Consider the following 23713-nt stretch of genomic DNA (forward strand, 5'->3'; position numbering starts at 1 on the left):
ATATTAAAAGAATTAGCGAAACAAATTTAATTTATTTAACTTTGAATTATATATGATTAACATATATTTATAGGCTATAAAAAATTAATAGTATCTTTGTGGAAAGAAATCCCGTCCTGATGGGATTTTTTCTATTTATATAAATGACGAAATTATGAGCACAGTATCTTATTACACCGCGGAAGGATTAAAGAAGTTAAGAGAAGAATTAGATTATTTGAAAAGTGTAATGCGTCCAAAAGCATCTGCAGATATAGCTGAAGCAAGAGACAAAGGAGATTTGTCTGAGAATGCAGAATATGATGCAGCCAAAGAAGCGCAAGGAATGCTTGAAATGAGAATTGCAAAACTGGAAGAAGTACATTCTAACGCTAGATTAATAGATGAAACGCATCTAGATCTTTCTAAAGTATTGGTTTTGTCGAACGTAAAAATCAAAAACCAAACCAATGGAATGGAAATGAAATATACTTTGGTTGCTGAAAGTGAAGCAGATTTAAAAACTGGAAAAATCTCTGTAACTTCTCCAATTGGCAAAGGATTACTAGGAAAATCAGTTGGTCAGTTTGCTGAAATTACGGTTCCTAATGGTGTTTTGAAGTTTGAGATTTTAGAAATTTCACGCGACTAAATATATAAAAGTTCAATCGGTTAATTGTTTAATCGATTAATCAATTCAATAATTAATCATATTCACGATGTCAAGTATTTTTACAAAAATCATAAACGGAGAAATCCCTTGTTATAAAATTGCTGAGGATGAAAATTTTATCGCTTTTTTGGACGTAAATCCAAATGCAAAAGGACATACGCTTTGTATTCCAAAACAGGAAATTGATAAGATTTTTGAGATTGAAGATGAGTTGTATATCGGGCTTATGCAGTTCTCAAAAAAGATAGCCATTGCATTAGAGAAAACGGTTCAGTGTAAAAGAATTGGAATGGCTGTTATAGGTCTTGAAGTTCCTCATGCTCATGTTCATTTGATACCATTGAATGAAATGGATGAAATGCGTTTTCAAAATAAGGTTTCAATGTCTAAAGAGGAATTTGAAGCATTGGCAATACATATAAAAGCCAATTTATAATATTTTTTCAATAAAAATAAATTGGTATGGTTTTCGTTAAGGAAGGGAATAGGTGAAAATCTATTCCCTTTTAATTTATATGTTTACACGTTAAGATGAAAAATATTTATTTAGCGATTTCTTTATTTTTATCCCTTGTAAGTTTTGGTCAGGATAGCTCAGGATATATTTTGATTGATAATAAAATGGATGCTATCTCAGCGAATTCTACAAATTCTACAGAGGCTATTGCCAATTATATAAATACCAATTTTAAAACAGAAACGGACAAAGTACGCGCGGCTTTTTATTGGACTGCGTCAAATATTAGCTACGATGCCGCTAATATGTTTTCTGTTAATTTTAATATAACTCCACAAGAGCAAATACTAAAAACCTTGAAAACAAGGAAAGGTGTTTGTATTCATTACGCTACCGTATTTAATGATATTATGAATAAAATGGGGATACAATCCTATATAATTGAAGGTTATACTAAGCAATATGGGAAAGTGTCAAATTTGGCCCATGCTTGGTGTGCGGCAAAACTTGGATCTAAGTGGTATTTATTTGACCCTACTTGGGCTTCAGGGTATGTAAACAATGGGAGATTTTTCAAAAAATTAAATGAATCTTATTTTAAAGTAGAACCAAGTAAATTAATTTCTTCCCATATTCCATTTGATTATTTGTGGCAGTTTCTAAATTACCCTACGACCAATAATGAATTTTATGAAGGTTTAACTCAAATTAATAAGTCAAAGAAGTACTTCAATTTTGAAAGTGAAATTGTGAAATACAATGCTTTATCAGAAAGTGATAAATTATTAGAATCTGCAGCACGGATAGAGAAAAACGGTGTGATAAACTCAATAATTTTAGAACGTTTAGAACGTAAGAAAAAAGAAATCGCTTATTTGCTACATAATACAAATATTGAAAAATTGAATTCAATAGTCAACAATTACAATGATGCTGTTGATTTATTAAATGAATTTATTCATTATAGGAATAATAAGTTCAAGCCCGTTTTATCTGATGATGAAATCAGCCAAATGATCGAATTGCCGATTAAAAAATTAACGCAATGCCAAGACACTATTTATAGCGTTGGTGCGGTTGGAAAGAGTAATTCTTCTAATTTAAGTTCATTAAAAAAATCTATCAATGATGTTTTAGGACAGGCAAAAGAACATGAAAAATTTGTGCAAGAATATTTAAGTAAACCAAGAACCTTAAGAAAAACGATGTTTACAAAGGTTTTTTGGTCTGGAGTTCCATTAAATTAAGTTGCTTTTTTAAAACTAACTTGCATAGTAGTCCCTTTTCCTATTTCGGAGTTAAGCACTTTTATGGTTCCTTTGTGGTATTCTTCCACAATTCGCTTGGTTAAAGAAAGTCCTAAACCCCAACCGCGTTTTTTAGTGGTAAAGCCAGGTTCAAAGATAGTTTTGAATTGCTTTTTCTGAATCCCACCTCCGGAATCGATAATGTTTATTTTTACATAGTCACCTTCTTGTTCTATTTCTAAAGCTAGTTTTCCGCGTCCTTTCATAGCGTCAATAGCATTTTTTACCAGATTTTCTATTGTCCAACTGTGTAAAGTAGGGTTTAATGATACTATTATTGGAAATTTAGGCGCTTTAAAGGAAAATTCAATTTGTTTCGAAAATCGGGATTGTAAATAATCATAAGATTGCTGTGTTTCTGCTACAATATCTTTGTTTTCTAATTTTGGTTCAGAACCAATTTTTGAGAAACGATCTGTTATGGTTTGTAAACGTTCAATGTCTTTTTCAATTTCGAAAGTAGTAGTTTCATCTACATTTTCGGATTTCAGGAGTTCAACCCAGCCTATTAAGGAGGAAAGTGGCGTCCCTATTTGATGTGCGGTTTCTTTAGCCATTCCAGCCCAAAGTTTGTTTTGCGTGGCCATTTTTGTACTTCTGTAAAAGTTGTAAACCAATCCGCCAAAAAGCACTATGATTAGTACTAATGCAACGGGATAGTATTTTAGTTTATTCAGTAATGCGGAATTACCGTAATATAGTTTTTGAAATTTTCCAGGGACATATTCAATTACAATCGGGTCGTTTTCGTTTTTCAAATCGTGTAAAAATGCATTTGCCTTAGTTTTATTTTTTACAATTGCATCATCAATATTTACCGTATTTATGATGCTATCATTTTCCGTCAATATTATGGGGATTGAGGTATTATTACTGAAAATCTGAAGAGGAAGTTCAACATCTGTATTTTCGCCAGCGTTAATAAGAGTTTTTTGAGCCTTTGCCCAAAGGTTCATTTTTAATCGTTCTTCATTTTTAAAGATTTGAAAAAACGTATAAGTGTTCCAAAGAATCAATGAAATTATTAAAAAGGAAGCGAAAATAATGATCCAACGGGTTGTATTTCTTCTTTCAGAAAACTGCATAAATTAAATTTTGAATTATAAATATAACGAAATTATTGCTTTAGTATTTTAGTTTTAATCAAAGAATATTTTTTCAAAAAATCACACCTTGTTTTTATTCTAAATCTCGATTACTACTTCTTAAACTTGATTCAATTGTCTACTTTTGTATCTTTAGAAGATAAATTAAAAATATATGATTAGTATTGATCCCAAAAGTATTGAAACGGCTAAGTTGCAAGGCTATTTGCAAAGCTCTGTTGGACCAAGACCTATCGCTTTTGCAAGTACTATTGGTGTCAATGGAATTCCTAATGTATCGCCTTTTAGTTTCTTTAATGTGTTCAGTGCCAATCCGCCAATCCTTATTTTTTCACCGGCAAGACGGGTTCGTGATAATTCGATTAAACATACTTTAATTAATGCCGAAGCAACTCGTGAAGTAGTAATTAATGTGGTGAATTATGATATGGTTCAACAAACTTCTCTGGCAAGTACGGAATATGCTGATGGAGTAAATGAGTTTATAAAGTCAGGTTTGACTCCAATTCCTTCCGAAGTGGTAAAGCCTTTCAGGGTAAAAGAATCACCGGTTCAATTTGAATGTAAAGTTACTCAGATTATTCCTTTGGGAAGTGAAGGAGGTGCAGGAAATTTGATTCTTTGTGAAGTATTGCGTATTCATATTGACGAATCTATTTTGGACGAAAACGGAGCAATTGATCAGTATAAAATAGATTTAGTTTCAAGATTAGGTGGCAACTGGTATTCCAGATCAAATCAAGGACTATTTGAAGTGCCAAAACCATTGTCAACACTAGGAATTGGAGTGGATGCAATTCCAAATTTTGTAAAAGAAAGCATTGTTTTTAATGGGAATGATTTAGGTAAATTAGGAAATGTAGAAGCCTTGCCTACATTGGAGGAAGTTAGTATATTTGTACAGCAAAATTTTGCAGTAAAAGGGGTTTTAAGTTCCGATGATGTTGTGAAAGTACATTTAGAAGCTAAAAAATATTTAGATAATAATGATGTATTTTCAGCGTGGAAAGTACTTTTGGCAGAAAGAAAAAAATAGAGCAAAACAATTAAAACATAGAAGATGGAAGTTACAGGAAAAATTAAAATGATCGATCAAACTAAAGAAGTTGGATCTGGAGGTTTCAAAAAAAGAGATGTAGTTGTTACAACTGACGAGCAGTATCCACAACATATTCTAGTTCAGTTTGTTCAGGATAAATGTGACTTATTGAACGGTTTTCAAGCAGGTGAAGCTGTAAAAATTGATATTAATTTAAGAGGTAGAGAATGGACAAATCCTCAGGGAGAAACTGTTTATTTCAATACAATCCAAGGATGGAGAATAGGAAAGTTACAAGCTGAAGCTCCAGCTGCACAAATGCCTCCTATGCCTGCAGCTGCAGCATTTGCGCCAGCTACAAACTTAAACGAAGAAGAAGCAGACGATTTACCATTTTAATCATTTGATTTTCTATTGATGTATAATCAAACCCGACAGCTATTTTATTAACTGTCGGGTTTTATTTTTTAATAAAGAATGTATTATTTAACTGCAGCATTATCCTTTCCTCCGGTTTCGCAGACTAATTCTTCGGGCATTCTTGCTCTTGGAGGAGATTTGTCGACTGAGCGTCTACAGCTTGCTTATGCGAATGGGATTTTTCCATGGTTTGAAGATGGGGAACCTATTACATGGTGGTCACCTAATCCCAGAATGGTTTTGTTTCTGGATGAATTGATTGTTTCCAAGAGTATGCGTAACATTCTCAATAGGAATATTTTCAAGGTTACGTTTAATCAGAATTTTAGAGAGGTAATCTCTAATTGTCAAAACATAAAACGCGATGGTCAAAATGGAACTTGGATTACCAATGATATGATTGAAGCCTATTGCAAATTGAACGAATTAGGTATTGCTAAATCAGTAGAAGTCTGGCAAGATGAGGTTTTGGTTGGTGGTTTGTATGGTGTCGATTTAGGTCATGTTTTTTGTGGTGAAAGTATGTTTTCTACAGTTTCTAATGCTTCAAAAGTAGCCTTTATTACTTTGGTAAAACAATTGAAAACAGCCAATTATAAATTGCTAGATTGTCAGGTTTATAATCCTCATCTCGAAAGTTTAGGCTGTAGGGAAATTGACAGAAACGAATTCATTAGTATTTTGAATGTTTCTAAAAAGTAAGTTTGGATATCTTTCTTTGATTTTTGATTTTGAAAAATAAGTGTTTTTGTAGCCAACTAAATTTTAATATATAATGGATAATATTCTTTTTATTAGCGAAATCTACATCTATCCCATTAAAAGTTTAGGAGGAATTAGCTGTCAAAGTGCCAAGGCCGAAGAAATGGGTTTTGAAAATGACAGACGATGGATGTTGATTGATGAAAATAATCAATTTATAAGTCAAAGAGAGCATCCTATTCTCAGTCAATTTCAGCCTCAAATTTTAGAAGATACAATTGAGATCACGTATCAAGGTAAAAAGCATACTTTTTTTATTAACGAAAGTCTAAATAGTCCAATTTCAGTGCCTGTTTGGGATGATCAAAGCGAAGTTTTCGAAGTTAATAAAACGACCTCCGATTGGTTTAGTGAATGTCTTAGTTTTACTTGTAAATTGGTAAAAATCCTAGAAGTTGGAGATCGAAAACATAAAAGTACGGCATTGAATGTTACTTTTAATGTTAGTCTAGCCGATGGTTACCCCTATTTATTAGTAGGGAGCGAAAGTTTAGATCATTTAAATGAAAAATTAAAAGATAAAATTACTATTGCTAGATTTAGACCCAATATTGTTATTAATAGTAGCATTGCTCATGAAGAGGATCATTTTGGTATTATAAAAATAGGCAATGTTACCTTCCAAAATGTAAAACCTTGCGGCAGATGCATAATGGTTAATAATGATCCATTGAAAAGTATTGTATTAAAAGAACCGCTAAAGACATTAAGTAAATACCGAAAAGTGGATAATAGTGTTCTTTTTGGGACTAATTTAGTCTGCGTTGAAAAAGGGATTGTTAGCGTAGGGGATGTTTTGAGTTTTTAGAATTTAAGTTTATTGAAACTCCAATTCAAGCTATCAAAAAGTACTAATTCATTTTCTAAAGTCGGTAAATCCATAATCAGTTTCAAAGTTTCATTCGCCATCATTGTGCCGATAATTCCCGGAAGCGTACCTAATACGCCATTCAAATTACAATTGGGAACGTCTTTTGGATTTGGAGGTTCAGGGAACAAATCCCGAAGATTCTTACTTCCGTTATGATTGAAAACCGCCATTTGTCCCTCAAATTTCAATATGCTGCCATAGATTAATGGTTTTCCTAACGTTACGCAAATATCATTTACTAAATAGCGTGTAGCAAAATTATCACAACCGTCAACAACCACATCAAAGGCTTTAATAATTTGTGCGGCGTTTTCCATTGTTAATTTTTCTTCAAAGGCGATAACAGCAATCAATGGATTTAAAGTTTCTAAAACTGATTTTGCCGTAATTGATTTTGATTGACCAACATGTTTCTCAGTATATAATATTTGCCGGTGCAGGTTGTGCAATTCTATTGTGTCAAAATCTACAATTCCTATGGTTCCTACTCCAGCCGTTGCTATATATTGTAAAATAGGACAACCCAGTCCGCCTGCACCAATTACCAAAACGCTAGCTTTCTTGAGTTTTTCTTGTCCCGAATCACCTATCTCGGGCAATATCATTTGTCTGTTATATCGTAAAAAGTCTTGAATAATACTCATATTTATTAAGCTTAAAGTTGAAAAGTCATAAAGTTGAAAGTCAAAATTATTTTAAATCCTTTGACTTTCGACATTCGGCTTTTGACTGAAGGTTTTATCCCAATCTTTCCAAACGGGTTCGTATCCTCTACTGGAAATTACTTTTGCAATTTCCCAAGCTGAACGCTCATCACTGATTTCAAATTGCTCCAAGGATTGCGGATCCACAACATAGCCTCCAGGATTGGTTTTAGAACCGGCACTCATACTGGTAATCCCAATAGGAATGATATTATCACGAAATTTTTCATTTTCACGGGTTGACATGGAGATTTCTAAATCTTCATTCCACAAACGGTAGGCACAAATGAGTTGGGTTAAATCGGTATCATCCATGATAAAGTTGGGCTCAATAACTCCTTCTGCGGGTCTTAATCTAGGGAAAGAAACTGCATACTTAGTTTGCCAATACGTTTTTTGCAAATAATCTAAATGCAAGGCGTTGAAAAAACTGTCCGTACGCCAATCTTCCAATCCTAATAAAACACCCAATCCAATTTTATGAATACCTGCAGTTCCTACTCGATCCGGTGTTTCCAAACGATAATCGAAATTGGATTTTTTCCCTTTTGTATGGTATTGTTTATAAACATCACGATGATACGTTTCCTGATATACTAAAATTGAATAGACACCAGCATCATGTAATTGCTCGTATTCTTCTGTTGATAAAGGCTGCACTTCGGCTGAAATGGTGGAAAAGTCATTTTTTATTTGTGTAATTGCCTTTAGAAAATAATGAATGTTTACCGTATAATTGGCTTCGCCGGTAACCAACAAAACATGATCAAATCCCGCTTTTTTTAAGACCTCAATTTCTAACGTAATTTCACTTTCAGTGAGTGTTTTTCGTTTTATTTTGTTATCCAAACTAAAACCACAATAGGTGCAAATGTTCTGACATTCGTTACTTAAATACAAAGGAGCATACATCTGAATCGTTTTGCCGAATCTTTTTTTAGTTAATTCATGTGCCAGTTGCGCCATTTGCTCTAAATAGGGCTTAGCAGCAGGTGAAATTAATGCCAGAAAATCATCGAGACTGCGTTTGTTTTTGGCTAATGCATATTCGACCTGTAGTGAATTAGTGCTGTATATTTTGGTTTTAATAGTGTCCCAATTATAATTATCAAAAACTGATTTGAATGTGTTCATTGTTTAGTTGGTTATTTAATAATCGTCATTTGATTGTCATGTTTAGCTTTTTCTTCCTTTCAGGGACGATTATTCATATAAAAATGCTGTCAAAGGACTCGAAGCCACTGCTCGATTTACTTTTTGTGCTAATTGCGCTTCGTATGCTTTTCGACCAGCGACTACAGCTTCTCTGAAAGCTTCTGCCATCAGTATTGGATTTCCTGCCACAGCAATTGCAGTATTTACTAAAACCGCATCAGCTCCAAGTTCCATTGCTTTTGCTGCATCAGATGGCGCGCCAATTCCGGCATCAATAATTACAGGAACTCTACTTTGTTCGATAATGATTTCTAAAAAATCAATGGTTTTTAATCCTTTGTTGCTGCCTATCGGCGAGCCCAAAGGCATTACCGCTGAAGTTCCGGCGTCTTCCAAACGTTTGCACAAAACGGGGTCCGCATGAATGTAAGGCAAAACGATAAATCCTAACTTGGCCAATTCTTCTGTGGCTTTTAAGGTTTCGATAGGATCAGGTAATAAAAATCTTGGATCGGGATGAATTTCCAGTTTCAGCCAATTGGTTTCTAATGCTTCCCTGGCTAATTGTGCTGCAAAAATGGCTTCTTTAGCATTTCTTGCACCCGAAGTATTGGGTAATAAATTAATTCTTGGGTGTTTGAGATGTGCTAAAATAGCATCGGTTTCGGTTTCTAAATCGACACGTTTCAGTGCCACGGTAACTAATTCGCTCCCAGACGCCAAAATGGCTTCTTCCATTTGTTGGTTGGAACCGAATTTCCCTGTGCCTAAAAACAAGCGGGATTCGAAGGTTTTGTCTCCTATTTTATATAATGAAGTTGCCATGTAATTTTTCGTTAAGTTCAGTAATGAGTTTGTTTTTTTGGTCACTTTTGGTAATGATTCCAGAAACCGCAATACCATGAATTCCAGTTTCCATTAGACTTTCTACATTTTCCAATGTAATACCGCCAATGGCATAGATGGGAATTTCAATTTGCTTCTCTTTCAGTTTGCTAATTATGGATTCGTAGCCCTCAAGTCCCAGAATCGGACTTAAATTATTTTTGGTTTTTGTATATTGAAAAGGACCTAAACCAATGTAATCACAACCATTATTTACTTGACGGATTATGTCTTCAACCGTATTTGCAGTTGCTCCAATGATTTTGGTTTTGCCCAAAATTTCTCTTGCTTCTGCAACTCCCATATCCGAAAGTCCAAGATGAACACCGTCGGCAGCAAATTGTTTGGCTAAATCTACATTGTCGTTGATGATGAAATTGGCGAGGTATTCTTCACACAAAAATTTTATGGCTTCCGCCAAAGCAAATGTTTTTTTCGGTTTCTGGTACTTGAATCGCATTTGAATCCAGTCGCAGCCATTGTCCAAAGCTTGATGGATGTTGTATAATTGTTCTTTGACTGTGGTTCCTTGCGAAATGTATTGTAATTGGTTATACATGATGATATCCTAATTTAGTTTGGTTAGATTGTAAATAGGTTTCTGTATACTTTTTAGCGTTGCTGCATGCTGTTTTTAGGTCTTGTCCCAAGGCTAAATTGGCTGTAATAGCGGATGATAGTACACAGCCGGAGCCATGCTTTTCGAAAACTAAAGTGTTATTTGGCGTAAGCCTGAAGATTTCAATTCCGGTATATAAATAATCAATACCTACTGCAAATGGATTATGACCTCCTTTAAGTAAAGTGGAACAGTATTTTGACAGTTCAAGTGCAATTAAAACAGGATTATTTTCTCCCGTTGACAATTGTAGAATCTCATTGTAATTGGGTGTTATTAAATCTATTTTTTTTAAGATTTCTATCAAAATATATTGGTTCTCGATGGTTGTAAAATTGAATTCGCTACTGGACTTCAAAACCGTATCCCAAATTATTTTTGTTTTTGGCGAAAGCTTTTTTATAAGTGAAACAATTTCTTTTAAATAATCCAATGAAGGAATAATTCCAATTTTTACAGCTTTGATAGAATAGTTGTCGAACAATTTTTCCATTGATTTCAAAACAAAATCTAAGTCAGTCCATTGCATTTCGAAGAATTCATTTTCAGTTTGAATGGTATTACCGGTATTCACTGCAAATCCATAGACATGATGTTGCTCGAATGTTTTCGCATCTGCCAAAATTCCTGCACCACCAGAAGGATCAAAACCTGCAATTGTTAATACGAAAGGGCGATTTGTTGACATAGTTTGTAATTTTCTATTGGGTTGTTGCTGTTCCAAATGATGCCTAAAAGCGCCACATCATCAAAACCATATCCTAATGCAGTTTTGATTCTCTCAGATGTAATTCCTCCTAGCGCAATCAATGTTGTTATGTTATTCTTTCTTTGTTCCAATTCTTTTTTAAAATCAAGATTCGAAATGTAATTTGGTTTAGAAATACTTTCGAAAACGGGTCCAAAAAACGCATAATCGAAAACATCAGATAATTTTTCAAAATCAACCATTTTGTGAAGGGAAGTAGAGAGTGTAAATTTTTTTTCTTTCCATTTTTTTAAACGTTCTTCAGATGTTTCGGTTCTCATTTTTTCTGTAAAATGAATGCGATTAATTCCAATTGCTTCTGCTAATTGATGATGGCTGTGTAAAACTAAATTTCGTCTATGATCTGATTTTATTTCCGATAAGAAAGCTTTCATTTCGGCTGTAGAAAAATCGGGTTTACGAACATGAAATAACTCCATCCCATTCTCGAAAAGATCATGTATAGTGCTGATTTCATTCTTTATAAAAGTGGGATTGGAAATAACTATCATTTATTTAGCTATAAATTTCTTTTCCACTTTCTACAAATTCTTGTGATTTCTCTTGCATCCCTTTTTCGGCTTCGGCAACATCACGTATTTCTTGTGAAATTTTCATAGAGCAGAATTTTGGTCCGCACATTGAGCAAAAATGAGCCACTTTTGCACCATCTGCTGGTAAGGTTTCATCATGAAATTCACGAGCAGTATCTGGGTCCAATGACAAGTTGAATTGGTCTTCCCAACGGAATTCAAATCGTGCTTTGCTCAATGCATTGTCACGGTATTGTGATCCTGGATGACCTTTGGCCAAATCAGCTGCATGTGCGGAAATCTTATAAGTAATAACACCATCTTTAACGTCTTTTTTGTTGGGTAAGCCAAGGTGTTCTTTTGGTGTTACATAGCATAACATTGCGCAGCCGTACCAACCAATCATCGCTGCACCAATAGCAGAAGTGATGTGATCATAACCTGGAGCGATATCTGTTGTTAATGGTCCTAAAGTATAAAAAGGAGCTTCGTCACAATGTTCTAATTGTTTGTCCATGTTTTCTTTAATCATGTGCATTGGTACGTGACCGGGTCCTTCAATAAATACCTGAACGTCATGTTTCCATGCTATTTTTGTCAGTTCTCCAAGTGTTTCCAATTCGGCGAATTGTGCGGCGTCATTTGCGTCGGCAATAGAACCGGGACGTAAACCATCTCCTAATGAGAAAGCTACATCATACTGTTTCATGATTTCGCAAATCTCCTCGAAATGAGTATAAAGAAAGTTTTCTTTGTGGTGAAACAGACACCATTTTGCCATAATAGAACCACCGCGGGAAACAATTCCGGTAACGCGGTTGGCTGTTAAATGGATGTAACGCAATAAAACGCCGGCATGAATAGTGAAATAAGACACACCTTGTTCGGCTTGTTCTATTAAAGTATCGCGGAATACTCCCCAAGTTAAATCTTCGGCAACGCCATTAACTTTTTCCAAAGCTTGGTAAATAGGAACCGTTCCAATAGGTACTGGAGAATTTCTAATAATCCATTCTCTGGTTTCGTGAATATTTTTACCTGTTGACAAGTCCATAATCGTGTCAGCTCCCCAACGGCAAGCCCAAACTGCCTTTTCTACTTCTTCTTCTATTGTTGAGGTCACGGCACTGTTACCAATGTTTGCATTGATTTTTACCAAGAAATTACGGCCTACAATCATAGGTTCACTTTCGGGATGGTTGATGTTATTTGGAATAATAGCACGACCTCTAGCCACTTCGCTACGAACAAATTCAGGTGTGATTTTAGATTTTGGGGTATTAGCTCCAAAACTTTGACCAGCGTGTTGGCATTGCATTGTCTTAGTTTGTTCATTTATTAGTTCTAAGCGTTGGTTTTCACGAATGGCGATGTATTCCATTTCGGGAGTAATGATCCCTTGTTTTGCATAGTACAATTGGGACACATTGGCTCCTTTTTTGGCACGCATGGGTTTGTGTAAATATTCAAAACGCAATTCATTTAGTCTTTCGTCATTCAAGCGCTTTTTTCCATACTCAGATGAGATTTCGGTTAACTCTTCGACGTCATTACGATCCAGAATCCATTGTTCGCGAATGCGCGGCAATCCTTTTCTAATGTCAATTTCGATATTTGGGTCCGTAAATGGGCCCGAAGTATCGTAAACGGTTACTGGAGGGTTTTTTTCTATTCTGCCATTTGACATTTTAGTGTCTGCCAATGCAATTTCACGCATCGCTACTTTTATGGGATGAATAGTTCCGTCTACGTAAATTTTTGTCGAATTTGGAAAAGGAGTTCTTGAGATTTTTTCTTCGTTATTCATTTGTTTGAAGTTTAATATTTTAGGGATTTTCGTCTTCTGCTAGGGATAGTAATGGAAAGCCCGTAAAGAGGAAAGCCTAATAAAATAAGGATTGGTGAAGCGACCGTAAGGAAGCTTTGACTAAGACTCTATTTTATAGGTTTGCAACTGCGGACTTGAAGTGGATAGCCCGCCCGAGCAGCCAAACTATCCTCCTTGAGTTGCAGAAATGATAATAATGTCGTCGGTTTCTTGTATGAGATGGGAATTCCAGTTGGATTTTGGAATCACGGTATTGTTAATGGCTATGGCAATTCCACTTTGTTTTATGGGAATTTCCAAGTCAAGTAATGCTTGAACAGTTAGACTGTCAGATGCAAATTGTTTTGTTTGATTGTTGATTTTGAGCTCCATTCCTTTTGAATTTAGTATACAGTTATACTTTAGGAATGGCTACAATGGCGCATAAATATGCGCAGAAGTCATCTTACTTTTCCCTACGCTAGTATGAACTAGATCAGGTTCAGAGGGTAATTCTCAGCCTACAATGTTGTAGACACCCCTAAAGTGTGGAGCAAAAATAGGATATTATTTAATACGTAATTCTTAAATTTTGAAAAAAAATAAAACTTTTCGAACTTTTTTTGTTATTGATTTTGAAAAAGTTACTGTTTTTTCCAGCAATCTTCTATGTGATCGTCTACCATTCCGGTCGCTTGCATGTGCGCATAAACTACTGTAGAGCCCATGAATTTAAACCCGTGTTTTTTTAAATCTTTACTGATAGCGTCCGAAAGTGGAGTGGTGGCAGGAACTTCTTTTAGCGTTTTGCGATTGTTATTTATTGGTTGACCTTCGGTGAATTCCCAAATGTATTTGGAAAAACTGCCAAATTCATCCTGTATTTTCATAAACGAAATAGCATTTGAAACCGCAGAACGGATTTTTAATTGATTGCGAATAATACCAGTGTCTTGTAATAATTCTTGGATTTTATCTTCGGTGTAAAGTGCAACTTTCGTATAGTCAAAATTATCAAAAGCTAATTTGAAATTTTCTCTCTTTTTTAAAATTGTAATCCAACTTAAACCAGCCTGAAAGGTTTCCAAAATTAGGAATTCAAATAATTTTTGATCATCATAGACTGGAACACCCCATTCTTCGTCATGGTATTTTTCGTAAATAGCAATACCAACACACCATTTACATCTTGTTTTTTCTTGCATGATTTATTCTGTTTCTTCTGATAAATATTTTTTTATTAAATGGTGTCCTAAATAAATCAAGGGAGTCAATAAAATAGCAATTCCTAATTTGAATGTATAACCGGTTATCGCAGAACTAAGGAAAGTGTCAAAGTTGATTTTTCCAGGTAACCAAAATGCAATTCCTAGTACAATAAAGGAATCGAATAATTGTGAAACTACTGTTGAACCGGTCGTTCGGAGCCATATTTTTCGTTCTCCTGTTCTGTTTTTGAAGAACCAAAAAACGGTTACATCAATTAATTGGGAAACTAAAAAAGCAATTATACTACCGGCAATAATCCACATACTTTGACCAAATACTGCGTAAAATTGGGAATCATTTACGGGACTAATTCCTTTTGCAGCGGGAACAAGTATTGCTAAAAGCAGAATGATGAAGGCATAGGCAATTAAGCAAGCGGTGATATAGGACAATTTTTTCACTCCCTTTTCTCCAAAGTATTCGTTGATTAAGTCGGTAGTTAGGAAAACTACTGGCCACGGCAAAATTCCGATGCTCATAACGAAAGGACCAACTTGTATCAATTTCCCACCAATTAATTCTGCTACAACTGCATTGGTAATGAAGATTCCTGCTAGAATAACAAACACAACATCTTTTTTTGATCTAAACATAAAAAATTATTAGTTTTTCAAATTTAGGATTTTATTTTTAAAAGAAAAATCCCATCTCGTTTTTTCAAATAAGATGGGATTTTATATAAATTCGGGTTGTGAAATTTACTAATGTAATCTTCGTTCCTCGCAATAAATTATCCTAAAGTAACTCTTTTGAAACCTGTAATCTCAACGTTGAATCCTTTAACATAATCGCTAACTTTTTTACTGTCATCTTTGATGAAGTTTTGATCTAATAAGGCTTTCTCTTGATCTAAAGTAGTATTGTCAGAGATGAAACGTTGAACTTTTCCAGGGATAATTTTATCCCAAATTTGTTCTGGTTTACCTTCAGCTTTTAATTCAGCTTTAGCATCCTCTTCAGCTTGTTTTAAAACTTCTTCAGTTAATTGAGAGAAAGAAATGTGTTTAGGAACATTTTTCAATGTTTTTCCTAAACGTTTTGCTTCTTCATTTTCTTTTTCGATGATAGCAATACGAGCAGCAAGTTCAGAATCAACGAAAGATGGGTCAAAATCTTTATAAGATAATGTATCAGCTCCCATAGAAGCCACTTGCATAGAGATGTCTTTAGTTAAAACGTCACCATTAGCAATTGGTGCAGATATTGCAGTTAAAGCAGCAATTTTGTTAACGTGAACATAAGATCCAACGAAAGCACCTTCTAAAATTTCAAAACCACCGATTTCAATTTTTTCTCCAATTACTCCAGTTTGCTCGATTAGTTTTTCAGCAACAGTAATTCCGTTGAAATCTGAAGCTAAAAATTCCTCTTTAGAAGAGTAGTTAATCGCTCTTTCAACTAATTCTTTAGCTAAAGTTACGAAAGCTTCGTTTTTACCTACGAAATCTGTCTCACAGTTTAAAGTGATGATAGCTCCTTTAGTTTTGTCTGCATTAATAAAAGATACAGCAGCTCCTTCAGAAGATTCACGGTCAGAACGGTTAGCAGCTACTTTTTGTCCTTTTTCTCTAAGGTTTTGAATAGCTTTGTCAAAATCTCCATCAGCTTCAACTAAAGCCTTTTTACAGTCCATCATTCCGGCGCCTGTAGTTTGTCTTAATTTATTTACGTCTGCAGCAGTAATTGTTGCCATGTTGTATTATTTTTTAAGGTTAAAAGTAAAAAATTCCAAGTGTTAAATCCAATTTCCAATTTTATTAAATTATCAACATATTGTTTCTAATTATTTTTGGAGAGGAATTTAAAACTTGGAATTAAATGTTTATTTATTCTTCAGTTGCAGTTGGAGCAGCAGCTTCTACAGCAGGAGCAACTTCTACAGCTTCAGCAGCAGGAGCAACAACTTCAGCAGTTGCGTCACCTTCTTTGTCAGAACCTCTATCAGAAAGTCCTTCAACAATTGCAGCTGTAACTAAAGATAAAATTTTATCAATTGATTTAGAAGCATCATCGTTAGATGGGATTACGTATTCAACCTCTCTTGGGTCAGAATTAGTATCCACCATTGCGAAAACTGGAATGTTTAATTTTTGAGCTTCTTTTATTGCGATATGTTCCGCTTTGATATCAACTACGAACAATGCAGCTGGTAGTCTAGACATGTCAGCGATTGAACCTAAATTTTTCTCTAATTTAGCACGAAGACGATCAACTTGTAAACGCTCTTTTTTAGAAAGGGTCATGAATGTACCATCTTTCTTCATTTTATCAATAGTAGCCATTTTTTTAACAGCTTTACGGATAGTTACGAAGTTAGTTAGCATTCCACCAGGCCATCTTTCAGTGATGTAAGGCATGTTTGCAGCTTTTGCTTTTTCAGCAACGATGTCTTTTGCTTGTTTTTTGGTAGCAACGAATAATATTTTTCTACCTGATGCAGCGATTTTTTTCAAAGCTTCATTAGCTTCTTCAATTTTTGCTGCAGTTTTATATAGATTGATAATGTGAATACCATTACGCTCCATATAAATGTAAGGAGCCATGTTTGGATCCCATTTTCTAGTCATGTGTCCAAAGTGAACACCTGCTTCTAGTAATTCTTTTACTTCTACTTTGTTTGCCATTTTGTTCTAGTTTACGTTCTGTTGATTAGCAATGCATAAATGGCGATTTCTCGGCTATATACATTTAGATGCTAAACTATTTCCTACCTCAGTAGGAGAGCAACAACAACTGTTTTTTTTAATTTCAATAAATAATTGACAATGTCTTGTCCTATTTGAACAAGACAGGTAATATTAACGTTTAGAGAATTGGAATCTCTTACGAGCTTTCTTCTGACCGAATTTCTTACGTTCAACCATTCTTGGATCTCTTGTCAATAAACCTTCTGGTTTCAAAATCCCTCTGTTTTCAGCATTTACTTCACACATAACGCGTGCTAATGCCATTCTTACAGCTTCTGCTTGACCAGTTGAACCACCACCATAAACGTTAACTTTTACGTCAAAGTTGCTTACGTTTTCTGTCATAGACATAGGTTGTAATACTTTGTATTGTAAAGTTGCAGTTGGGAAGTATGTTTCGAATGCTTTTTTGTTCACAGTGATTACTCCTGTTCCTTCCGAAACATAAACACGTGCAACAGCGGTTTTTCTTCTACCGATTTTGTGAATAACTCCCATTACTTAAGATCGTTAAGGTTAACTGTTTTAGGTTTTTGAGCGCCTTGTTTGTGCTCTGATCCTACAACAACATTTAAATTTCTAAAAAGTTCAGCTCCTAATTTGTTTTTAGGTAACATCCCTTTTATTGCTTTTTCAACTAGTAATGCAGGGTTTTTTGATTGCAATACTTTAGCAGTTAAAGTTCTTTGACCTCCTGGGTAACCAGTGTGACGGATGTATGTTTTTTCATCCATTTTGTTACCTGTAAGGTTGATTTTTTCTGAGTTGATAACGATTACGTTATCACCGCAGTCCACGTGTGGTGTGTAACTTGGCTTGTACTTACCTCTTAAAATCATAGCGACTTTTGAAGCAAGACGACCTAAGTTATGACCATCAGCATCTACAACAATCCACTCTTTTGTAACTGTGGCTTTGCTTGCTGATTGTGTCTTGTAGCTTAATGCGTCCATAATATATTTTTAATTAAACATTCCATCCCCAATAAAGGGGTTGCAAAAGTACAATTAATTATTTTAAATACAAATACCTTAAAAGAATATTTTTTATATGTTTTTGTACTGATAATCAAATGTATATTTAAAATAAATTTATGATGTGTTTTTTGGATTATACTTATATTAGGTCTTTAAATAATTGTATTACATTTGTTGTGAAATAAAATACGTATATTATAGTTTTGTAAAAGGGGGTTTATGTTACGAAATAACTATAATTTTATACAAGAAAATAAATTAAATGATTCTTTTAATCATCAAAAAACAATAAATTCTGATCTATGAAAGCTAAAGCAACTTTAAAACAAATTGCAAAAGAATTAAATGTTTCTGTTTCAACAGTTTCAAAAGCACTTAACGATAGTCCTGAAATAAGTGAATTAACAAAAATTAAAATTAAGGAATATGCAAAACTTAAAAATTATAAACCAAATGTTATTGGTTTAAACCTTAAAAACAGAAAGACAAAAACCATAGGTGTTATTATTCCTAACATACTGAATTCTTTTTTTGCAAAAGTATTTAGCGGAATTGAAAAAATTGCTGATGAAAAAGGATATAATGTAATAATGTGTATCTCTAATGAATCATTAGAAAAAGAAGCGCATACCCTTGAAATGTTGAGTAATGGGACAATTGATGGCTTTATTCTATCGGTTTCAGAAGAAGCTCAAAAACTTCATGAATACAATCATTTCAAAGAAATTATTAATGATGGAACTCCTATAGTGATGTTTGATAGAATTGCTGAGGGAGTAGATTGTGATAAAGTAATAGTTGATGATTTTGATTCTGCTTTAAATTCTACTCAATATTTAATAGATTTAGGGTGCAAGAATATAGCTTTATTCTCCTCGGTAGATAATTTAAGTGTTGGTATATTACGAAGTGAAGGGTATCTTAAAGCATTGGCGAATAATAATATTCCTGTGAATGAGAATTTAATTATTCGTACAGATTCAGAGGATGATTTAAAGGATAAAATTGAAAACATTTTTGAGAAAAATATAATTGATGGGATTTTTGCCTTGGAGGAAAATGACTCAGTGGCTGCATTGCGTATTGCTATCAAAAAAGGATATAAAGTACCGGAAGAAATTTCTATTATAGGTTTTGCAGATGGCATTCTTGCATCAAGAAGGTTATCGCCAAGTCTAACTACTGTTAGCCAGCATGGAATTGAGATAGGAGAAGTTGCAGCTAAGTTGCTTATTGACAGATTAGAATCGAAAGAAGAGAATTTGCCGTATGAGACGGTTGTTATTAAAACAAAATTGAAAGAAAGAGAATCTACAAGGGCTCTTTAGTAATTAGTTAAATAACAGAAACATAACATTGTTTAAATTTTTTCAGGCATATAAAGATATTTCTTTGTATTATATAAAAGCTGTATGAAAAAAATCTACTTTATTGTTGTGCATTTGCTTTTCTTCAACACTACTTTTTCTCAAGTGAAATTGGATGTTTTTGATGTGTCAAGAAATGGAAATCTTAAACAAATGAAAGAGATTTTCGAAAATAACCCGAAAGCTATATTTTTGACAAATGAAAATGGGTTCTCACCATTGATTTTAGCCTGTTATCACAACAATTACGAAACGGCAAAATTTCTTCTTGAACACCACAGCAACGTAAATACTTCAAGTCCTATGGGGACCTCGCTAATGGCTGCAGTTGTTAAAGGGAACATTCAAATAACCCAGTTGTTATTAAAAAACAAAGCGGACGTTAACAGTGCGGATTCAAACGGAACTACTGCCTTGATTTTCGCCATTATGTTTAAAAGTATCGTATTGGTAAAATTACTTTTATTTTATAATGCTGATAAAACAAAAATTGACAATAAAGGGAAAACCGCTTTTGAGTATGCTGTATTTTTAGGAGATGAAAAAATAATAAATTTATTAAAGTAAAAAATGAAAAAGTTAGTAAATTTATTATTAATACTATTTTACTTTGTTGGTTTTTCTCAACAAAAATCTACTGGAATAGTGATCCTTACTACGGATATGACGGCTAATTTAACTTTAGACAATTTAACAAGTAAGGTTGCTTTAAAAATAACGGGACCTTCAGACAGGTGGTTTGGAATACATTTTGGAAAGTTTGGCTTTAATGAAGGGATGAAAGCAGCAGAAGATATAGTTTATGTTAATCAAAATACAATAATTGATTGCAATTTTGCTGGAGGTTATACTACCCCAAATGTTGACGTAACAAACAATTGGGTTGTTTTGTCGGACACAGTAAATGGAAGCGTAAGGACAATTATTTTACAAAGAAACTTTTTAGGTGATGGTGTAAACGATTTTAATTTCAATTTCTCTGATACCAATATAGATTTTGCTTGGGCAAGAGGAAGTGGTATTGCGCCAGCTTTTCAAATGGGTTATCACGGCGAAAGCAATTGGGGATATTCCCTCTCTAATTATTTTAGTACTCTTGGAGTAGAAGATTTTACTTTGAATGCATCTGTGATTTATCCAAATCCAGCGAATGATAAATTTATTATAAAAACTAAATCAACTTTACGAAAAATTAGTATTTATTCCCAAGTTGGGGTTTTGGTAAAAACTATAAATGTCGAAAATAATAAAGCTTCAGATCTTGAAGTGAGAGGTTTACAATCAGGAGTTTATTTAATAGAACTTCAAAACGAAAACGAAAAATCTTGGAAAAAAGTGATGATCATTCAATAGTTGTAATTATAAAAAAAAAGGCTAATTTATTAATTTAAATTAGCCTTTTTTTGTTTTAAATTACTGTCTTAATGCGCTTCTAGCCAATCTTTCCCGGCTCCTAAATCGACATCCAAAGGAACATCGAGTTTAAACGCATGTTCCATTTCGTATTTTATTAAAGGTTGGATTTTTTCGAGCTCTGAATTATGAACATCAAAAACAAGTTCATCATGTACCTGTAATAACATTTTGCTTTTCCAGTTTTCGGCTGTTAGTTTTTCATGAATATTAATCATCGCAATTTTAATAATATCAGCAGCACTTCCTTGTATTGGAGCATTCACGGCATTCCTTTCTGCAGCACCTCTAACGATGGCATTTGCGGAATTAATGTCTTTCAAGTAGCGGCGACGGCCAAGAATTGTTTGCACAAATCCATTTTCTCGTGCATATTCAATTTGTTCTTGTATGTAAGATTTTAATCTTGGATACGTTTTATAATAGGCTTCAATCAATGCGGCGCTTTCGGAACGGGAAAGCGAGGTTTGGTTACTCAATCCAAATGCCGAAACACCATAAATAATACCAAAATTTACCGTTTTGGCATGGCTTCGTTGTTCACGAGTAACGTCTTCTAATGGAACATTAAAGACTTTTGATGCGGTAGATTTGTGAATGTCTTCATGATTTTGAAAGGCAGCAATCATGTTTTCTTCACCACTCAATGCTGCAATAATGCGAAGTTCTATTTGAGAATAATCGGCAGAAACAATCGTGTAATTTTCGTCTCTGGCTACAAATGCTTTTCTGATTTGTCTTCCACGTTCGGTACGAATCGGAATATTTTGTAAGTTAGGATTATTAGAACTCAAACGCCCAGTTGCAGCTACGGTTTGCATATAATCGGTATGTATTCGGTTCGTGATTTTATCTACTTGGTTTGGTAAAGCATCAACGTAAGTGTTTTGAAGTTTAATTAATTGACGCCAATCAAGAATGTCTTTTACTATTGGATTTTCCAAAGCCAAATAGCTTAGAATCTCTTCTCCTGTAGCATATTGGCCAGTTTTTGTTTTCTTTTGTTTAACGCCTCCAATTTTTAATTTGTCGAATAAAATATCGCCTAATTGTTTTGGAGAGGCTAAATTGAATTTTTCTCCAGCAGTTTCAAATATGTTTGCTTCTAATATTTTAATATCATCATCTAATGTTTTTGATAGAGATTTCAAGAAAGCTACATCAACACGAATTCCCTCTTTTTCCATATCAGCCAAAACTTTTACCAATGGAATTTCGATTTCTTCAAAAAGCTTTTTGGTACCGGTTTTGTCTAATTCCAAAGTGAATATTTCTTTGAGTTGCAAAGTTACATCAGCATCTTCGACTGCATATTCTTTTATTTCTTCCAGTTCAACGTCGCGCATTGATTTCTGGTTTTTTCCTTTTTTTCCAATTAAAGCTTCGATAGATTTCGGAGAATATTTCAAATAAGTTTCTGCTAGAATATCCATATTATGACGCATATCGGGATTAATCAGATAATGTGCAATCATGGTATCGAATAATTTTCCTTCTACTTTAATGTTGTAATTAGAAAGAATTTTTAAATCGTATTTTAAATTCTGCCCAATTTTCTCAATATTTTCATTTTCGAAAAAAGGAATGAACTTTTCGATTAAAGATTGTGCTTCATCTTGATTTTCTGGAAAGGGAACATAAAATCCTTTTCCTTTTTCATAAGAAAAAGAGATTCCTACTAATTCCGCATGCAAAGCATCTAATCCTGTTGTTTCAGTATCAAAACAAACGGAAGATTGGTTTCGTAAATTTTGTAATAATAATTTTAGCCCTAATTCACCTTGAATAATTTGATAGGAATGTTCAGAGTTCTCTAACGAATTGTAATATTGATGACGAGTTTCATCTGAAGTTTCATCTGGAATTGTACTTCCAAAAAGATCAAATTGCTCTTCGTTCTTGGCTTGCGGTTTTTTATATAATTTAGCTTCGTCAACAGGATTGGTAACTGTTACTGTTCCACCTTTTTTAAATATAGCGTCAAACTGCTCAGCCATTCTTCTGAATTCTAATTCGTTGAAAAGTGCATCTGTTTTCTCCACATCAGGAGTTGATAATTCGTAATCGGTTTCATCAAAAACTACAGGGCAGTCTAATAAAATAGTTGCTAAAGTTTTAGATAATAATCCTTTTTCTTTGTTTGCTTCAATATTCTCCTTCATTTTGCCTTTTAGCTTGTCTGTATTTGCCAAAAGGTTTTCCATTGTTCCAAATTCCTTTAATAATTTTTTTGCAGTTACTTCTCCTACACCTGGTAGCCCGGGGATATTATCTGCAGCATCTCCCATCATTCCAAGAAAATCAATTACTTGATCGGGTCTTTCAATTTCAAATTTTGCCAAAACTTCTGGAATTCCCCAAATTTCTATTCCGTTGCCCATTCTGGCGGGTTTGTACATAAAAATATTTTCAGAAACCAATTGTGCAAAATCTTTATCTGGGGTTACCATAAAGACTTTGTAGTTTTGTTTTTCAGCTTGTTTTGCAATAGTTCCTATCAAATCGTCAGCTTCATACCCTTTTACTTCTATGATAGGAATGTGCATGGCTTTCAATAAATCTTGAATGTATGGAATAGCAATTTTAATAGCTTCAGGGGTTGCATCTCGATGTGCTTTGTATTCAGGGAATATTTCATTTCTCAATTGACTGCCTCCATTATCAAAAGCAACGGCTAAATGGTCCGGTTTCTCTCTTTTGATGACATCCATTAATGAGTTCATAAATCCCATGATGGCTGATGTGTCCATTCCTTTAGAATTGATTCTAGGGTTTTTTATAAAAGCATAATACCCACGAAAGATTAAAGCATAAGCATCAAGAAGGAACAGGCGTTTTTGTTGTGACATGATTGAAATTTTGTATAGTTTTCAAAAGTACAAAACTTGTCAGATAAAGAGAAGAGGGTTTTGAATATTTCTTGGAAATCATATTC

26 protein-coding genes and 1 riboswitch are annotated in these 23713 nt (G+C 34.0%); of the genes, 10 read left to right on the forward strand and 16 right to left on the reverse strand.

Translation table 11 applies throughout. From position 1 onward, the window contains the following. Positions 1-154 precede the first annotated feature (154 nt). The 3 genes from greA to T410_RS06470 all read left to right on the forward strand — a co-directional run bounded on the left by greA (position 155) and on the right by T410_RS06470 (position 2356). Positions 155-631 (forward strand): transcription elongation factor GreA, encoded by a 477-nt coding sequence (gene greA, locus T410_RS06460; RefSeq protein ID WP_035669662.1) that lies wholly within the window; start codon positions 155-157, stop codon positions 629-631. A 67-nt stretch (positions 632-698) separates the two neighbouring features. Continuing rightward, complete coding sequence (locus T410_RS06465; RefSeq protein ID WP_035669663.1) at positions 699-1088, forward strand: HIT family protein; 390 nt, start codon at positions 699-701, stop codon at positions 1086-1088. 95 nt (positions 1089-1183) lie between these two features. Then, the gene (locus T410_RS06470) at positions 1184-2356 is read left to right on the forward strand and encodes a transglutaminase domain-containing protein (RefSeq protein ID WP_035669665.1); all 1173 of its coding nucleotides are present in this window, start codon (positions 1184-1186) and stop codon (positions 2354-2356) included. On the opposite strand, the gene T410_RS06475 is transcribed toward T410_RS06470, so the two are convergent. Further along, entirely contained in the window at positions 2353-3501 is a 1149-nt protein-coding gene (locus T410_RS06475; RefSeq protein ID WP_035669667.1) for a PAS domain-containing sensor histidine kinase, read from the reverse strand. The genes T410_RS06470 and T410_RS06475 overlap by 4 nt on opposite strands. Positions 3502-3676: 175 nt before the next feature. Between T410_RS06475 and T410_RS06480 the strand changes: the two genes are divergently transcribed. The 4 genes from T410_RS06480 (at position 3677) to T410_RS06495 (ending at position 6551) form a co-directional block, all read left to right on the forward strand. Further along, positions 3677-4558 carry a flavin reductase family protein gene (locus T410_RS06480; protein ID WP_035669670.1) on the forward strand — a complete coding sequence of 294 codons (882 nt, stop codon included), beginning with the start codon at positions 3677-3679 and terminating at the stop codon, positions 4556-4558. Between the two features lie 24 nt (positions 4559-4582). Continuing rightward, the gene (locus tag T410_RS06485; RefSeq protein ID WP_035669673.1) at positions 4583-4960 is read left to right on the forward strand and encodes a DUF3127 domain-containing protein; all 378 of its coding nucleotides are present in this window, start codon (positions 4583-4585) and stop codon (positions 4958-4960) included. Between the two features lie 78 nt (positions 4961-5038). After that, positions 5039-5683 carry a leucyl/phenylalanyl-tRNA--protein transferase gene (aat, locus tag T410_RS06490; RefSeq protein ID WP_035669676.1) on the forward strand — a complete coding sequence of 215 codons (645 nt, stop codon included), beginning with the start codon at positions 5039-5041 and terminating at the stop codon, positions 5681-5683. Positions 5684-5756: 73 nt separating this feature from the next. Beyond that, positions 5757-6551 (forward strand): MOSC domain-containing protein, encoded by a 795-nt coding sequence (locus tag T410_RS06495; RefSeq protein WP_035669678.1) that lies wholly within the window; start codon positions 5757-5759, stop codon positions 6549-6551. Here the strand turns inward: T410_RS06495 and T410_RS06500 are convergent. The 14 genes from T410_RS06500 to rplM form a co-directional block, all read right to left on the reverse strand. Beyond that, on the reverse strand, positions 6548-7258 hold the full coding sequence (locus T410_RS06500) for a HesA/MoeB/ThiF family protein (protein WP_035669680.1): 711 nt from the start codon (positions 7256-7258) through the stop codon (positions 6548-6550). The two genes, T410_RS06495 and T410_RS06500, sit on opposite strands and share 4 nt — an antisense overlap. Before the next feature lie 51 nt (positions 7259-7309). After that, on the reverse strand, positions 7310-8452 hold the full coding sequence (gene thiH, locus T410_RS06505) for a 2-iminoacetate synthase ThiH (RefSeq protein ID WP_035669682.1): 1143 nt from the start codon (positions 8450-8452) through the stop codon (positions 7310-7312). A gap of 69 nt (positions 8453-8521) precedes the next feature. Further along, entirely contained in the window at positions 8522-9298 is a 777-nt protein-coding gene (locus T410_RS06510; protein ID WP_035669685.1) for a thiazole synthase, read from the reverse strand. Next, complete coding sequence (locus tag T410_RS06515) at positions 9279-9917, reverse strand: thiamine phosphate synthase (RefSeq protein WP_035669687.1); 639 nt, start codon at positions 9915-9917, stop codon at positions 9279-9281. Before T410_RS06515 ends, T410_RS06510 begins: the two co-directional genes overlap by 20 nt. Beyond that, positions 9910-10665 carry a hydroxymethylpyrimidine/phosphomethylpyrimidine kinase gene (locus tag T410_RS06520; RefSeq protein ID WP_035669690.1) on the reverse strand — a complete coding sequence of 252 codons (756 nt, stop codon included), beginning with the start codon at positions 10663-10665 and terminating at the stop codon, positions 9910-9912. The genes T410_RS06515 and T410_RS06520 overlap by 8 nt, the downstream gene beginning before the upstream one ends. Then, positions 10638-11237, reverse strand: a complete 600-nt coding sequence (locus T410_RS06525) for a thiamine phosphate synthase (protein WP_035669692.1) — start codon at positions 11235-11237, stop codon at positions 10638-10640. Before T410_RS06525 ends, T410_RS06520 begins: the two co-directional genes overlap by 28 nt. A 4-nt stretch (positions 11238-11241) precedes the next feature. Continuing rightward, complete coding sequence (gene thiC, locus T410_RS06530) at positions 11242-13065, reverse strand: phosphomethylpyrimidine synthase ThiC (protein ID WP_035669695.1); 1824 nt, start codon at positions 13063-13065, stop codon at positions 11242-11244. A gap of 186 nt (positions 13066-13251) precedes the next feature. After that, a complete protein-coding gene (thiS, locus tag T410_RS06535) occupies positions 13252-13458 on the reverse strand; it encodes a sulfur carrier protein ThiS (protein WP_035669698.1) in 207 nt (68 codons plus the stop codon). 63 nt (positions 13459-13521) lie between these two features. Then, positions 13522-13618, reverse strand: a riboswitch (TPP riboswitch). A gap of 91 nt (positions 13619-13709) precedes the next feature. After that, positions 13710-14270 carry a DNA-3-methyladenine glycosylase I gene (locus T410_RS06540; RefSeq protein WP_035669701.1) on the reverse strand — a complete coding sequence of 187 codons (561 nt, stop codon included), beginning with the start codon at positions 14268-14270 and terminating at the stop codon, positions 13710-13712. Positions 14271-14273: 3 nt separating this feature from the next. Further along, positions 14274-14927 (reverse strand): queuosine precursor transporter, encoded by a 654-nt coding sequence (locus T410_RS06545; protein WP_035669704.1) that lies wholly within the window; start codon positions 14925-14927, stop codon positions 14274-14276. 137 nt (positions 14928-15064) lie between these two features. Further along, positions 15065-16027, reverse strand: a complete 963-nt coding sequence (tsf, locus tag T410_RS06550; RefSeq protein WP_035669707.1) for a translation elongation factor Ts — start codon at positions 16025-16027, stop codon at positions 15065-15067. 133 nt (positions 16028-16160) lie between these two features. Continuing rightward, a complete protein-coding gene (gene rpsB / locus T410_RS06555) occupies positions 16161-16958 on the reverse strand; it encodes a 30S ribosomal protein S2 (RefSeq protein ID WP_035669709.1) in 798 nt (265 codons plus the stop codon). Positions 16959-17132: 174 nt separating this feature from the next. After that, a complete protein-coding gene (gene rpsI / locus T410_RS06560) occupies positions 17133-17519 on the reverse strand; it encodes a 30S ribosomal protein S9 (RefSeq protein ID WP_035669712.1) in 387 nt (128 codons plus the stop codon). Continuing rightward, positions 17519-17974 (reverse strand): 50S ribosomal protein L13, encoded by a 456-nt coding sequence (gene rplM / locus T410_RS06565; protein ID WP_035669714.1) that lies wholly within the window; start codon positions 17972-17974, stop codon positions 17519-17521. Before rplM ends, rpsI begins: the two co-directional genes overlap by 1 nt. A 326-nt stretch (positions 17975-18300) precedes the next feature. On the opposite strand from rplM, the gene T410_RS06570 reads away from it, so the two are divergent. From T410_RS06570 to T410_RS06580, 3 genes are all read left to right on the forward strand, one after another. Further along, the gene (locus T410_RS06570) at positions 18301-19326 is read left to right on the forward strand and encodes a LacI family DNA-binding transcriptional regulator (protein WP_035669717.1); all 1026 of its coding nucleotides are present in this window, start codon (positions 18301-18303) and stop codon (positions 19324-19326) included. Between the two features lie 84 nt (positions 19327-19410). Beyond that, on the forward strand, positions 19411-19932 hold the full coding sequence (locus T410_RS06575) for an ankyrin repeat domain-containing protein (protein WP_035669720.1): 522 nt from the start codon (positions 19411-19413) through the stop codon (positions 19930-19932). A gap of 3 nt (positions 19933-19935) precedes the next feature. After that, entirely contained in the window at positions 19936-20718 is a 783-nt protein-coding gene (locus T410_RS06580) for a T9SS type A sorting domain-containing protein (RefSeq protein WP_035669723.1), read from the forward strand. Between the two features lie 68 nt (positions 20719-20786). Here T410_RS06580 and polA read toward each other — a convergent pair whose 3' ends face one another. Next, entirely contained in the window at positions 20787-23627 is a 2841-nt protein-coding gene (gene polA / locus T410_RS06585) for a DNA polymerase I (RefSeq protein WP_035669726.1), read from the reverse strand. Positions 23628-23713 lie beyond the last annotated feature (86 nt).

This window comes from Flavobacterium sp. 83 (genome assembly GCF_000744835.1).
Classification (GTDB): domain Bacteria; phylum Bacteroidota; class Bacteroidia; order Flavobacteriales; family Flavobacteriaceae; genus Flavobacterium.